This window comes from Pseudoalteromonas sp. NEC-BIFX-2020_015, from assembly GCF_012952265.1.
Lineage (GTDB): Bacteria > Pseudomonadota > Gammaproteobacteria > Enterobacterales > Alteromonadaceae > Pseudoalteromonas > Pseudoalteromonas neustonica.
Map to the genome: position 1 here is coordinate 1 of NZ_JABCJL010000012.1, position 14,536 is coordinate 14,536.

The following is a 14,536-nucleotide window of genomic DNA, read 5'->3' on the forward strand; positions in this document are numbered from 1 at the left end:
TTATACTCTTCAATTGGGTATGTTTCACCAGCTCAATATGAAGCAAACTACTATGACAATTTAAACGAGTCAGGTAAAGTGGCTTGACTTAAACAAACTGGTCTCCGATGAACTCGGGGCGATTCACTTGGCTATATTCGCTTTGATTACAAATTATATGTTGTAACTATGGCTTAATGATGTAAAGTTTTAGCTGTATTTGTTAAATTATGTTTGTTTGTAATAATGTGTAATATTAAGCATGCAATAGAGTTGTTAATATAACCATTGCAAATGAATAGATTGCTATTTCATTAATTTTAAAATATTTGTATTTAGCAGCAGTCTCTTAATAATGATAATTTTATTAAAGATACGCTAATTGAAAAGGAATAAAAAGGACCCCCCATGCTTACTAATAAAAAAACGTTACTTGCTTTGTCTGTCGCTTCTGTTTTTGTTTTATCTGGTTGTAATGATAATGACAAAGATGTTGTTCCACCGGTTGTAGTGCCTCCTGTTGTTGTCGCGCCTGACGCGCCTACGGAGCTATCTGTTGTTGTTAATGCGAATGTTGTTGATTCAGTGACAAATGACGCAATTGCTGCCAAAGTTACATTTTTTGAAAATGGTGTCGCTTCTGAAAATATAGTTGATGTTGATGGCAATGAACTAACATCTGTTGACTTGGCTGATGGTAGCTTAGCGTTTACAGTTAAAGATGATGCTAATATCAGCGAAGTTACAGTCAATGTTTCTGCTGATGATTACATTGGTAAAAGCTTTATTGTTGATTTAACGACTGCAGAAGGCGTGATGAGCGTAAATGCATTACTTGCCCTTGTTTCTGAGTCGGCTGATGGTATCTCTAATAAATCGGTAGTGTCTACTGTTGAAGCTGGTGGTACAACGTCAGCGGTAATTTCTGCTGCAACGGATCCTGGTAAATCAAGTGCATCAGCAAGCGTTCCTGCTGGCGTCATTTTATATGATGCGAGTGAACAACCAGTTTCAGGCGAAATCACGTTAAAAGTTAATGGCGCTGACTCATCGACTGGTGCAGCTTCATCAATCGTTCCTGCTGGTTTAAATAATGCAGATGCTACGTCAATTGTAAAATCAGTAGGTGTTGCAAATGTAACGATGGCTGATGGCACAGGCAAAAAAGTTAAAAAATTCTCAGACCCAATTACAGTATCAATGACTATTCCGGCGACGACCATGCTCAATGGTGAAGCTATTCAGCCGGGTGATATGCTAGGTCTTAAATCACACAATGAAGATACAGGTGTGTGGGCAAGTGAAACTAACAAAGTAGAAGTGGGTGCTTTAAACGCACAGACAAATACTTACACTGGTACTTTTAAAACAACGCATTTAACCTTTTTCGCCTCAACTGTAAGTGCTCCTATTTGTACTGACGGTATTGCAGTAAACTTAAGTGGTGATGCAGTGCCTGCATCAGGTTTGTATGTATCTATGAGCTCATCAGATGCAAGTGCTACAAGCTATTTAAGAGCCAATGCGGCGAGTAATGTTATTGTTTCACCATTAAATACAAAGCGCTTTGGCATTTCAGCAAATGCTAAAGCAACTGTAAAAGTATTTGATGTTAACGGAACACCTTGGTTTACTTCAGATGGCGAAGTTAATGTGTGTGGTACTGCTGCAGTGGTACTGGCAAACCCAGCTACGTTAGTAAATGAAGACTTTGCAGTGACGGCTGCGTGTGCAAATGATACAACTAAAACGGTTGATATGAGTAATGCTGTTGTTAGTTATAGCTTAGCTGGTAAGGCTAAAACACTGGCTTCTGGTACTGCGGGAACATTCACACTTGCAGATTTAGTTGAAGGCAGCACATACAATGTATTTGTTAATGCGCGTACTCCACTAGTTGGCGATACGACTAAAGCAACTACAACGATTACAGCCGATGGTACAGCTGAGTCTTTAGCGCTTGAAGTGGTATGTCAAACTACAACGGGTACTACTGGTTCAGGCAGCTAATACATTAATATAGCTTCTAAAAGCCGCATTAATTGCGGCTTTTTAATGTCTGTCGTATATTAAAAATACGGGGCTAGTTAAAACGTACTTGTTTTATTTCTGATCTGTAATTTAGCTTAGTTATTATGCTTGTGTATTTTTTTGTTCTATTTCAATTATTTGTTTGTCTATTTGATCTGCTTCAAAAGTGAGTTGAGAATATGTGCGTATATCACCTTTGCGTTGAGCTTCCATCGCTTCTTTTAACTTAATCGAAAGAAGTTTATTTAATTTTTTGGTTGGATCTTTCTTAAATAGTGAAAACATAAATTGCTCTGTTAGTCTTTTATGTACATATATACGCTTTAACATGCATATTGGTTTACATTATGCTCAAATAACAGAGTGCTTAAATACGTAGTATGTATTTTAGTTTATCAGCACCTGCGCGGCTAGTACTGAGCTCTGATTTTTCTTCATCATTAATAATCACCATGAGCTTGCCATTAAACCAACGTTGAATTTCTTTAATATGATCGATATTAACGAGGTAACTGCGATGAATACGAATAAAGCTTTGTGATGATAGAGCTTGTTCTAACTGATCTAAGGTATCAGTTAAGTGATAAAATACCTCCCCATTCCAAGCTAAACTGTTTCCTTGTTCTGATTTTATAAATTTAATGTCTGCTGGTGATAAAAGAAATATTCTTTCGCCATTTTTACTGATCAATTTGTTGAGCTTATTTTCATTATGTGAAAATTGAGGCTGTACAGTTTGTTTATTTACATGCGCTACGGCGTGTTGTTGGTTCAACTGGGCTTGTACTTTGGCGAGTGCTTTTTTCAATCGGGCAATAGGGAATGGCTTTAACAAATAATCTATTGAGGCATGTTCAAAAGCTGCAATTGCAAATTGATCGTACGCAGTCGTATAAATAATCATGGGTTGGTAGTTAAGTAAATCAACTAACTCTAAGCCATTGATTTCAGGCATTTGAATATCCAGTAATACAACGTCTGGGGTGAGTGAGTTGATCAGCGAAATAGCTTCTTTACCATTTGTAGCAACTCCAACCACGTCTATATTGTCCATTAAACTTAATTGATGGCTTAGCTTTTCACGTGCAGGGAGTTCATCATCTGCAAACACTAAGCGAATTTTTTCACTGTTTGCAGCGGGTGTGTGTTCGTTCATAATGTTATATCCAATGTGATTACTGCACCATTATTATTACTTAGCATGACTTTACTATTACTTAATTGTTGAATACGTTGCTGCATGTTTTTCATTCCAACACCTTTGCCATAACCTTGTTGTAATACGTGTTGGTTAAAGCCTTTACCATTATCGCTAATAATAATTTTTATGCCGTTATCAGTTGTAGATATAGCAATGTTTAGGATTAGTTTGGTTTGTTGGGCATTATGCTTAACGGCATTTTCAATAATGGGCTGAATAAGGAGTGGGGGTATTTTTATATTTTTAAGCGGCGTGGGGATGTTGTAGTTTATCTGGAGTTTTTCACCAAACCGTGCTTTTTCAATATTTAAATATTTCTCAATAATAGCAAGTTCTTGTTGCAGAGGGATAAGTTGTTGCTCTGCGGTATCTAATGAGTAGCGCAAAATATCAGCTAGCTCGTGCAGTACTTCATCGGCTAAATCTGGGTTGGTATGAATATAAGCCGAAATAGTATTGAGACTGTTAAACATAAAGTGTGGATTTAGCTGATAGCGTAAGGTGGCTAATTGAGCTTGTTTGCGAGCGTGCTTTTCAGTTACCACCTTTTTTTTACTCTCTATATAAATCGTTGCTAAGTAAATACCTGATCCCCAAAACAAGCCATTAAATATTACAAAAATTCCTAATGGTTGGTATTGGTCAAACAGGGTGGTTAACGTCAAGTCTGTGATGGTGTTACCTAGCGCCATAAATGAGGTTACAATTAACCATTCAAGTGCAAGCTTATTTATGTTTTTTGATCTTAAATAAAAAATTAAAATAGCCGCTGCCCAAACAGGTAACCAATAAAAGGTTACAAACCATACGAGTGCTGCAAGAGCAGTGCCGCCTGAAATAGGTGAAGAAGTTGCAATAACAATACCTAATGCATAGGCGATATCAATGGCAAGTAATATAAAAAAGCTATATTTAAAAAAAGGCTGTTTAAACATTTTGGTCATTTTGTTTTTAAAGTTATATGGCAGTTTATACAAAACCAAAACAAAGGCTAATTTTGGTTTTAATAGTGTAAACTAGAGCGTGTTGACCTTTGTGGATTGAAACTTGTTCAATCTAGGGGCGATTTAATCGCGGCGCGAGGTTTGTAACCTAGCGGGCTAAGTAAAAACCGAGCAACAAAGAGTCAATCGCCCCTAGGAAGAACCCTTTGGGCAGCGCATGTTTGGCATTTATCCTGCGTTATCGCCTATTTATGGGGAACAACCACACTGCATAGGCGCTGCCTTGCCTAAATACCAAACATACTGCTGCAAAATCAATCACGAAAGGTCAACACGCCCTAGAGTTTAGGTTAAATGACTTTTAAAAGTACACGAGTTCTTTTATTTCAAGTGTGTTTCTTAAGATGTCGTCACTGGCACCGGGCATTTTTCGCCACATTAAGTTAAAACCAGAGAGTTTAGTTGCTGACCATTTCACTTGATTACCAAAGCCAAATTGCTTGAAGTCACTAAATGGGATCTCAAGGGTTTTCCAATCATTGCTAGGTAGTAGAAGTGCAGAAAAGTTATCCCAGTCTTTTACTTCACTATGATAAATAGACAGTGCAAATGGTACACTTGACCCTTTATAAGTCAAGCGGATACCTTTGAATGTAGATGCATCAACTAGTTGCGGGTATTTTATTTCAGCGCCCGCCCATGCACCAAAGTTAGTTGCCTTAGCAACTGCTGTGTTAATTGTTAAGCTTTGTTTTTCTGACTTTAGTTCAACGGATGATTGTCCGCCCATTACTTTGTCGCTTAATGCTTGCCATGGTGACTCTCCAATAAAGTCGTCTATCATTATGTGTGCTTTACGGCTTGTAATTGTTGGGTTACAGGCTGGGCCTTGTGGCTCTATGGTTTTATTTTCAGCTATTAATTTTGGACGATCGATTCTTTGTCCTGATTTAAATACCTCTGCAATGTTATGAAGCGATTTAAGATCAACGAGTGGATTTTGTGCAAGCAATACAAAACTGGCTTCATATCCTGGTGCTAATTTACCAATATGGGCGCCTTGGTTTATTGCTTGAGCACCATTGAGCGTCGCCGCATTAATTATTTGGTCATTTGATAGCCCTGCTTTTTTGAGCGCATCTAGCTCATTGTGAAGCCCTGTGCCGTGTAATGTGTACGGATTACCCGCATCTGATCCTGTGCCAATAACAACGCCTGCTTGATGGAGCTTTTTAATATTGGCGTAGGCCGTATTTCGAGCTTGCCATGCATTGTCTGTCCACTTAGATGGGGCTGGTACTTTTTCAAATAAACATTTTTGTAATTTAGCGGGCACTGTTCTTAGTAATTGGCTTTGTGAACTTACTCCATGGTTATGTTTTTCGTCACTGTGATTATGATACACAGCCAGTGTTGGTATATAAGTTACTCTGTGGTGCTTCATTAAGGTAATAAATTCTTCATCAATGGCTTCATTATTAATCCCATGAGCAAGTGCAGTCGCGCCTGCTTTGATAGCGCGTTTACCATCAAGTAACGTTGATACATGCACAAAATAAGGTAAATTAGCGGCTTTTGAACGTTTGCCAAGCTCAGTGAGTTGACTGTCAGTTAACGATTTTCCCATACCACCGAATGTTTCAATAACGGCTTTAGTAATATGTGGGTTAGTGGCTATATGCTTGTTCCATAATGTATCAATATCTTCATCTTTTGTAATTTCGTACACACTGCCACCAAATTGGGTGCCATGCCCGCCAGGATTGGTGAATAACGTACCAGCATAAAATAAGTTAGGCGTTACGTGTGTCGCTTTTAATTGTGCAGCTTCATCAAGGGTTTGCTTAAATGAAAACAAATCGACTATGCTTGTGACGCCTAAATAAAGATTCGAATTAAAATGCGACTTAACAGGCAAGTATTGAAACTCAGAGAAGTTGCTGCCTGACGAGCCCAAATGAACATGTAAATCAATTAGTCCTGGCAGTGCAAATTGGTCGTTAGCGTTTATAGTGGCATCTGCTTTTTGCTTCGTATCGGTTGCTTTAGCGATAGTAACTATTTTTCCGTTTTCTATATAAAGCGTGCTTGGGGGTGAAAAATTAGCAGTACTATTTTGATATAGACGAACATTATCTACACGTAAATCAATTGCGTGTGCATTAAACTGGCTCAATAAACTCAAGGTGATGGCTGTTTTAGTGATTACTTTCATTATTATATTCCTTATCAAACTGTGTGCGGTGTAACGTGCTGTTGATAGGGAATGTAGGAGATTTTATTCGTGTGTTCAGCACTATTCGCGTGAACCGACATGATTTAAGGTTGAACCGACATAAACGAATAAATAACCCAAGGACTCGATAAAGAACCTATCAGTCGTTACTTTTTGAATGGCATGACTATTAATGAGACTAAACGTGAGTGTGAGTTTGATGTACTAAATTCTTTTAAGCCAATGTTAAGAGTATCATCACTTAGTTTTGCATAGGGCGTATAACTGCCAAATAGGCGATCCCACCACGTTACACTAAAACCAAAGTTACTGTTGGTTTCAGTCACAGTTTGGCTGTGGTGAATACGATGTAATTGCTGGGTAATAAGTACATACCGCAGTACACGTTCGACTTTATTTGGCAGGCTAATATTCGCGTGGTTAAATAATGCTAAGCCATTGAGGGCAATTTCAAATATTAATACCGCTAATGCTGGCACGCCTAATAGGACTACAATAATCAGTTTGATTATAATACTTAAAATAATCTCAAGCGGGTGAAAGCGCAGGCCTGTACTAGTATCAACATGAGGGTCTACGTGGTGAACGCGGTGCAAGCGCCACAGCAGCGGCACTTTATGAAATAACCGATGTTGCCAATAAATAACGATATCGAGGAGCAGTAAGCTCAAAACTACCGCCAGCCACAAAGGTAACGTAAATTGATTAAATACACCAATTGTGTGTTGTTGACAATAAAGCGCGACGCTGGTTAAACCGATGGGAATGGTTAGTCGAGCTAGTACTGAAGCCAGTACGACTAACGAAAAATTTGCAAACCAACGTTTACGTGCCGCCACAGGTGATGTGCGCGCAGGGCTCATTGCTTCTACTATCATCATAACTGTCAAAATAGTAAGAAACGCGCCTAATCGCCACAGTGCTTCATTCGTCATTATTTATTTGCCTTAAAGTATGATAACCACCATGAATACGCGTAAAAATAGTGATGCTGCCAAGTACTGCAAAACTATATGCAAGCAAGCTAAAGTGCTGCGGCCAAATACAAAACGCGACGAAAAATGCGATGGTTTCAGTGCCTTCAGTTAAGCCGTTTAAATAGTAAAAGCTTTTATATTTAAACTGAGGTTTAGCTAAGCTAAATTTTTCAGCGGCAATGGCAAAGGCTAAAAAGCTTGATCCTGTGCCAATAAAAACCAGCAATAATGCGGCTGCGGCAACAGCATTTTGTGCGGGATCGGCTAAAGCAAAACCTAGTACAATCGCGCCGTAGAATAAAAAGTCGAGGCAAATATCTAAAAACCCACCCGCTGATGAACTTTGCTGTTGATGACGCGCAAGAGCACCATCTAAACCATCAAACACGCGATTTAAAATGATTACCACTAAAGCGCCATAATAAAATTCAAACGCGAGTAATGGTAAGGCAAGCATACCAATAATAAAGCCAATAACAGTGAGCTTATCGGCATTGAGGCCACACTTATCCAGTATTATAACCACAGGTTTTAAAAGTGGTTTTATAACAGGTGTAATAAATTTATCTAACATGTTGTTTCCTGAATATGTGCGCTGAGAGTAATTACTTTCCCCCCAGCAGCATGTGCATCGCTGTCATCATGGGTGACCATTACTGCGGGAAGTTGGCGTTGACGAATTTGCTCAAATACCAGCTCGCGGGTATCTTTTCGCAGTGTTGCATCAAGTTTACTAAACGGTTCATCAAGTAAAATTGCTTTTGGCTCGCTCAGTAATACACGTAAAAGCGCAACCCTTGCTTGTTGCCCGCCTGATAAACTATGTGGGTGGCGTGCTGCCATGCCCTCTAATCCTAGTTGTGTTAGCGAGTTGTTGATTTTTTCTATACGCTGCTTTTTATTCCCTTTAGGCATCGCAAAGGCAATATTATCAGCTACATTTAAGTGCGGAAATAATAAAGGATCTTGATACAGTAACCCCACATGACGTTGATGGCTGGCTAACTGAGTAATGTTTTGTTCGTTTAAAAGCAAGGTCCCCTGTGCGCTAAAACCATGTGGCAGCATGCCAGTTAACCAATTTAGTAACGTTGATTTACCACTGCCTGATGGACCCATAATACTGAGAACTTCACCGCCTTTAATGCGTTCATTTAAGGAGATAAGTTGCGTTTTTTCTCGCCAAATAGTGAGGTTTTTTATATTAAGTGACGAATGCATATTAGGCCTTAGGTTGTTGTTTTAAGGTTGGATGTTGAAATTTATGCGGGGATGCAGTTTGTTTTGCAAAAACGAGCTTAGGGATAAACCAAGCTAGAAAAAACGCAATAGCAGGTAACAACATTTGAATTAATGCATAGACTGCGCTGACACGCCTACTTGCACCACCTGCAAGGGCGACGGCTTCGGTGGTAATGGTGTTAATACGCCCGCCGCCGCTGAGTAACGTGGGTAAATATTGACTAAAACTAACCGCTAAGCCAAGTGCGAATGCAATCAGAATAGGCGCTAATAATTGTGGTAGTTTTACCCGTAAAAATACCTTGCTGGGCGTGGCTCCTAGGCTTGCCGCAAGGTGAGAAAAACGAGGGTCTAAACGTCGGTAACCACTTGCTAATGATAAAAACACATAGGGCAGTACAAATAATAAATGCCCAAATATCACATTAAAATACGCATGATGGCTACCAACTTGCTCCTGCAACCAGACTAAGCCGAATAAAAACGCAATGCTTGGGATCAGCATAGGCAAGTAAATCAGTAAACTGGCAAAATTGGATAAATTGCGCGTACGTAATTGTTCTGCCTCTAAGGTAAATAAGGTCAAAATAACAGCCACTAAGGTAGCAACAAACCCGATAACAACCGTGTTAAGTAAAGGTGTTTGCATTTGTTGTAAAGCATGCTGCCAATGCAGTAACACAAATTGTGATGGCAACGCATCAGGAAAACGCCAATACCCTGCAAATGACCATAGAATGAGCCCCGCTAATGAGAGCATAATTATACTGAGCAAAATAACCGTTAATACCTGAGTAAAACGCTGAATAAGTTGCCCAGCATATTCGCGTCTGCCGTTGATTAAGCTGCCATGGCTAAACTTTTTTGTGAGCTTTTCAAGTAGCCACCAACTGAGTAACAAGCCCATGGTCAACAGTAATTGCATGATTGCTCCCGCAGAGGCTTGAATGCGCAAGGTTAAATCAACATCGTTAAACCAATGCATAATAGCAACCGCGAGTGTAGGAGGCGCATTTGGACCAAGGATCAGCGGTATTTCAACACTGGCACTGGCATAAGCAAGTACGGCTAAAATTGGTAAGCGTAAAAATGGGTATAGGTTAGGTAATACTACTTTAAAGAAAGCGGTCATAGGGCAATAACCTAAACTCAAAGCGACTTTATGTTGGGCTCGTAGTTTTGCACCTAAATCGGCTTGGGCAAGGGCACCTAGCGCCATCAGTAATAAAAAAGGTAGCTCTTTTAACGTTAAGCCTAGCACCATACTTATTCCCCATGAATCGTGTGGAAACATCCAATCAGGTGGGCTGTCCCATTGACTAAGCCAAGGAGAAAATAAGCGCGAAATCATGCCTGATGGGGTGATCAAAAAGCTAATTGCAATTGCCGCGGCGGCATGGGGGATCACTAAAATAGGCCCCAATAAACGCTGGATACGATAAAGCCAAGGGCTATTAAAATAACAGGCTAAAATTAATACGGTAATAATAAATGCCAATAACGTGCTAACAAGACTGCTAATCGCACTCAGTAGCAGCATGTTTGCAAAACCAGCGGTATTAAATAGCGAATAAAAACCGCGAAGGGTAAACGTGGTTTTATCAAGTGCAGGGATATAGCCAAACGCGGGTAATAATACACCAATTAGTCCACCTACAACTGGGATCACTAATAGCGCCATTAATAGCGTGGGGGTTAATTTTATGCTCCGAGTAAATATATCACGCGCGTGTATCATTATTGCGCTCCATATCGTTCAAGCCATTGTTGCTCAATTACTTTTACCCAACTTGGGTGAGGCTCTGCAAGGGCTGGGCTATTATGGTTTGGCGCTAAACTGCTTGGGTGCGGGTTTGATAATTGGAATTGAGTTACTTGATCTGCAGCTAAAATAGATAAATCCAATACGGTATTATCACCCCAAGTAGTTGGGCGTTGCTTTTTAGCTTGTGCATTTACGCTGAGCATGAAATTAGCGAGCAACTTAGCACTGTCTGTATGCGCTGCATTGTAAGGTATCGCAACAAAGTGAATATTACTGAGGCTACCATCACTCATAGCATAACTGCGAATGCTGGTGGGGAGATCAAAGCGGGTGACAGCAGCAGGGACTTCGGGCGCTGAGAATGTCATGGCAAGGCTCAATTCAGTATCACCCATTAAACGTCTAAGTGCGGTGCTGCTAGAGACAAAATGCTGGCCTGCACGCCATAAATTAGGGTGTAGTGTATCTAAAAACTGCCATAATTTAGGCAGTAATAAAGTGCTGTTTTGCTTTGTAACAGGTTGATAAAGCTTCGCTTGTAGTGATGCTGGCGTTAAACTAATCAGTGCATACTTTAAAAAGCTTACGCCAATAAAATCAGGCGGTTTGGGATAAGTAAATCGACCTTTATGTTGTGTGCTCCAAGTAAGTAATTGCGTGAGAGTTTTAGGTGGCGAAGTTATTGCAACGCTGTCGTAGTAAAAAGTAAGTGCAGCTTGCCCCCACGGTGATTCCATGCCTTGAGTTGGCACGCCAAAGTCTAAACTCATCGCTGGGTTTTTTGCGGGATTAGTTAATGAAAAATTAGGTAATTTAGTGGCCCAATTAGGCGTTAGTAAACCGTGCTTTGCCATTGCCGCAAAATTTGCACCGTTGATCCAAATAAGATCGACTTTTCCTTCGCTGTGATTACCTGCTGATTTTTCAGCTAAAACGCGGCTTACAGCTTCACTGGTATCGGTGAGTTTGATATGGTGTAGATCAATATTATATTGCTGCTTAACTTGCTGTGCAAGCCACTGAATATAGGCATTTATTTGTGGGTCGCCACCCCAAGCATGAAAATATACACTGTGGTTTTGGCCGTTATCGAGCACAGTTTGCCAATTTTTTGCAGCGCTGTTTGATGAAAATATAAAACTAAGCATAGCAATAAATACCAAGGCGTAGTGTTTAATACGCTTTGGTTGTAATAACAGATAATTACTGGTTGTCATTCAATGCCCAGTTGTAATCTAAAAATTTCACTTTCATGGTGTTACTTTTAAGTTTTGCTTGTTGACTTGGCGTTAAGTTTAGCGCATCTGGGTATAATAAGATAAATGCTTGTAATGATTGCGTATCACGAAAGCTATTTTCAAAATCATCTTGGTACCATTTAAAAATAGAAGATAAATAAAGCGTGTTATCTTTTACATAGTTACGGGTTATATCAGCTAAAAATCGCTGAGTTTGTTGCTCAAGTTGAGTATCAAGTTTAGCGGCAGTATACGCTTCTTCGCGCAGTGCCGGGCAGCCGATGCTGGCACAATTAACCGCAAAGTGGATGCGCGGTTCGTTGTATTTACCACTGCCACGAATAAGCGTATGTTCAATATTATCTAGGCTTCGGGTTTCGCCTAATAATGGCACAAACTCTTTGCTCCACGGGGAACTAAAAAAACTCCCTAAGTCTTTAATTGATTCAATGTTTGGGTATTCAGTTAGAATCAATTCGACCGTCCATGCGTTGTATGCGTTGATCAAAAAAGCCAACTGCTGCGCATTATCCCATTGTTCAAATTGCGCTTGGGTAACATCGCTAATGGTACTCAAGTAACCTTTTAGTTGTGCATGTTGCTTTTTAAATGCGCTGTAATCTACTGCTGTACTAACGCCGTGGTTAATCGATTTTACGTGGCTGCTGAGCAGTTGCTGCCAAGGCTGATGAAGTGAATCATCAGCTTTAGCATGCGTTATAAATAGCAGACTCGTTAATACAATAAAAAATAATGATTTCAAAATACTACCCTCGACGCCATGTATGGTATTTCTCTAGCCAATTAAGTACCGTTTGCGGTGCGTGGGCGCGTTTCCACTCTCCTGCGGCGTATTTGTTGCCCTCAGCCCAGGTTGGGTAGCTGTGAATAGTGCCTAAAATTTTATTAAGGCCTAAACCATGTTTCATCGCCAGTACAAACTCAGCAATTAAATCGCCAGCGTGCTCAGAGACCACAGTAACACCGAGTATTTTGTCTTTACCCTTTGGTGTGATCACTTTAATAAAGCCTTGCGTGGCACTGTCGGTAATTGCGCGGTCAAGCTCTTTAAATTCAAAGCGGGTGATTTCATAATCAATACCTTGGTCAATCGCATCTTGCTCGTTTATACCCACGCGGGCGACTTCAGGGTCAATAAAGGTAGTCCATGGGATCACGCGGTAGTCCACTTTAAACTTCTTCAAATTCCCAAATAAGCCGTTGACTGCGGCGTACCACCCTTGATGAGCGGCTACATGGGTGAATTGATACGGGCCGACAATATCGCCAGCCGCAAAAATATTAGGGTAAAGGGTTTCTAAGTACTCATTGGTCACGATAGTGCGGTTGGTTTCAATGCCTAATTCTTCAAGACCATAACCGCTTAAACGGGCGCTGCGTCCAACGGCACACAGTAGCTCATCGTATTCAATTTCGAGCTCTTGCTCAGCATGCTTAACAATAATGAATTTCTGCTCGCCGCGTTTTTCACAACGTAATGCTTGGTGATTAGTTAATATATTCACACCACTTGCTTTAAGGGCGTATGTTGCAAACTCTGATACTTCGGTATCTTCTTTGATCATCACGCGATCAGCCATTTCGATTTGTGTTACTGATGAGCCTAATCGTGCAAAGCTTTGCGCAAGCTCGGAGCCAATAGGCCCGCCGCCTAACACCACGAGTTTTTTAGGTGCTTCATCAAGCTCGGCAAATTTGCTCCATAACGTATCGCTTGTGACATAACCTGCATCTTCAATGCCTGGCAGTGGCGGCACAAATGGGCGTGCGCCTGTGGCGATTACAATGGTGCGAGCAGTAAGAGTTTGTGTGCCACCATTGTTGAGTTTAATCTCAACGGTCCAAGGGTCAGTAATTTTTGCGTAGCCTTTAAGTACTTCTACTCCTAAATTTGTGTAACGTTCAACACTGTCGTGTGGGGCAATATCAGCAATCACTTGATGCACACGTGCCATTACTTTTTTAAACGAAAATTGCGGTGTGCTATTTTCTAGGCCGTACTTATCGGCGTGCTTAATTTGCTCCGCGATTTTGGCGCTTTTGATAATTGCTTTACTGGGTACACAGCCGTAATTTAAGCAATCACCGCCCATTTCGCCCGCTTCAATTAAGGTCACTTTCGCTTTAACAGCAGCGGCAATGTAACTTGTCACTAAGCCACCAGCACCACCACCAATAACTATCATGTTACGGTCAAATTGTTTAGGTTTAGTATAGTTTTTATAAACACGGCGCTTTTTAATCGTGTTGAGGATTGCTTTCGCTATTAATGGGAATATGCCAAGCAACACAAATGATAAGATCAAGTTAAGCGATAAAATACCCGATAAACTGTCAATTTGTGCCAGTTGAGTGCCTGCATTAACAAACACAAAAGTACCTGCCAGCATACCAATTTGGCTTACCCAGTAAAAAGTCCATGACTTGATTGACGTAACCCCCATTAATAAGTTAATTAAAAAGAACGGGAATACCGGCACTAAACGTAAGGTAAATAAGTAAAAACTGCCTTCTTTTTCAACGCCAGCATCAATTGCGGCTAAACGCTCAGGAAAACGCTTTTTAATCGCATCACGTAATAAGTAACGCGATACTAAAAAGGCTAATGTGGCGCCAATGGTTGAGGCAAATGAGGCAACTAATAAGCCTTCAACTAAGCCAAATAAAGCACCTGCTGCAAGGGTTAAAATTGCCGCCCCTGGTAGCGATAGGGCTGTTACGACAACGTATAATAGAAAGAATCCACCAATGACTAATAAAGGGGATTGCTCTTTGTATTGGTTAAATTGATCCATTGATCCTTTTAACCCATCAAGTGTTAAAAGCTGATGTAAATCAAAGTGAAAAAACAGCCCAATGGTGAGCAAAGCAACAATAAGTAAGGTAATTTTTTTAAACATAG

12 protein-coding genes are annotated in these 14,536 nt (G+C 40.3%); 1 reads left to right on the forward strand and 11 read right to left on the reverse strand.

The window, feature by feature from the left end:
* Positions 1 to 387 precede the first annotated feature (387 nt).
* On the forward strand, positions 388 to 1,989 hold the full coding sequence (locus HH219_RS10600; RefSeq protein WP_169327419.1) for a hypothetical protein: 1,602 nt from the start codon (positions 388 to 390) through the stop codon (positions 1,987 to 1,989).
* 123 nt (positions 1,990 to 2,112) lie between these two features.
* On the opposite strand, the gene HH219_RS10605 is transcribed toward HH219_RS10600, so the two are convergent.
* From HH219_RS10605 to HH219_RS10655, 11 genes are all read right to left on the reverse strand, one after another.
* Positions 2,113 to 2,295: a DUF6435 family protein gene (locus tag HH219_RS10605; RefSeq protein WP_054206734.1), complete on the reverse strand. Its 183-nt coding sequence runs from the start codon at positions 2,293 to 2,295 to the stop codon at positions 2,113 to 2,115.
* Between the two features lie 82 nt (positions 2,296 to 2,377).
* Complete coding sequence (locus HH219_RS10610) at positions 2,378 to 3,166, reverse strand: LytTR family transcriptional regulator DNA-binding domain-containing protein (RefSeq protein WP_169327420.1); 789 nt, start codon at positions 3,164 to 3,166, stop codon at positions 2,378 to 2,380.
* A complete protein-coding gene (locus HH219_RS10615) occupies positions 3,163 to 4,155 on the reverse strand; it encodes a histidine kinase (protein WP_249118501.1) in 993 nt (330 codons plus the stop codon). The genes HH219_RS10610 and HH219_RS10615 overlap by 4 nt, the downstream gene beginning before the upstream one ends.
* 361 nt (positions 4,156 to 4,516) lie before the next feature.
* Complete coding sequence (locus HH219_RS10620; protein ID WP_169327421.1) at positions 4,517 to 6,370, reverse strand: CIA30 family protein; 1,854 nt, start codon at positions 6,368 to 6,370, stop codon at positions 4,517 to 4,519.
* 167 nt (positions 6,371 to 6,537) lie between these two features.
* Positions 6,538 to 7,326, reverse strand: a complete 789-nt coding sequence (locus HH219_RS10625) for a sterol desaturase family protein (RefSeq protein WP_169327422.1) — start codon at positions 7,324 to 7,326, stop codon at positions 6,538 to 6,540.
* Complete coding sequence (locus HH219_RS10630; protein WP_054206724.1) at positions 7,316 to 7,942, reverse strand: CDP-alcohol phosphatidyltransferase family protein; 627 nt, start codon at positions 7,940 to 7,942, stop codon at positions 7,316 to 7,318. The genes HH219_RS10625 and HH219_RS10630 overlap by 11 nt, the downstream gene beginning before the upstream one ends.
* Positions 7,936 to 8,589, reverse strand: coding sequence for an ATP-binding cassette domain-containing protein (locus HH219_RS10635; RefSeq protein WP_169327423.1), 654 nt, complete (start codon positions 8,587 to 8,589; stop codon positions 7,936 to 7,938). Before HH219_RS10635 ends, HH219_RS10630 begins: the two co-directional genes overlap by 7 nt.
* 1 nt (position 8,590) lies before the next feature.
* Entirely contained in the window at positions 8,591 to 10,348 is a 1,758-nt protein-coding gene (locus tag HH219_RS10640; protein ID WP_169327424.1) for an ABC transporter permease subunit, read from the reverse strand.
* On the reverse strand, positions 10,348 to 11,592 hold the full coding sequence (locus HH219_RS10645) for an ABC transporter substrate-binding protein (protein ID WP_169327425.1): 1,245 nt from the start codon (positions 11,590 to 11,592) through the stop codon (positions 10,348 to 10,350). Before HH219_RS10645 ends, HH219_RS10640 begins: the two co-directional genes overlap by 1 nt.
* A complete protein-coding gene (locus tag HH219_RS10650; RefSeq protein ID WP_211842106.1) occupies positions 11,579 to 12,376 on the reverse strand; it encodes a DUF547 domain-containing protein in 798 nt (265 codons plus the stop codon). Before HH219_RS10650 ends, HH219_RS10645 begins: the two co-directional genes overlap by 14 nt.
* 4 nt (positions 12,377 to 12,380) lie before the next feature.
* Positions 12,381 to 14,534, reverse strand: a complete 2,154-nt coding sequence (locus HH219_RS10655) for a bifunctional TVP38/TMEM64 family protein/FAD-dependent oxidoreductase (protein WP_169327426.1) — start codon at positions 14,532 to 14,534, stop codon at positions 12,381 to 12,383.
* Positions 14,535 to 14,536 lie beyond the last annotated feature (2 nt).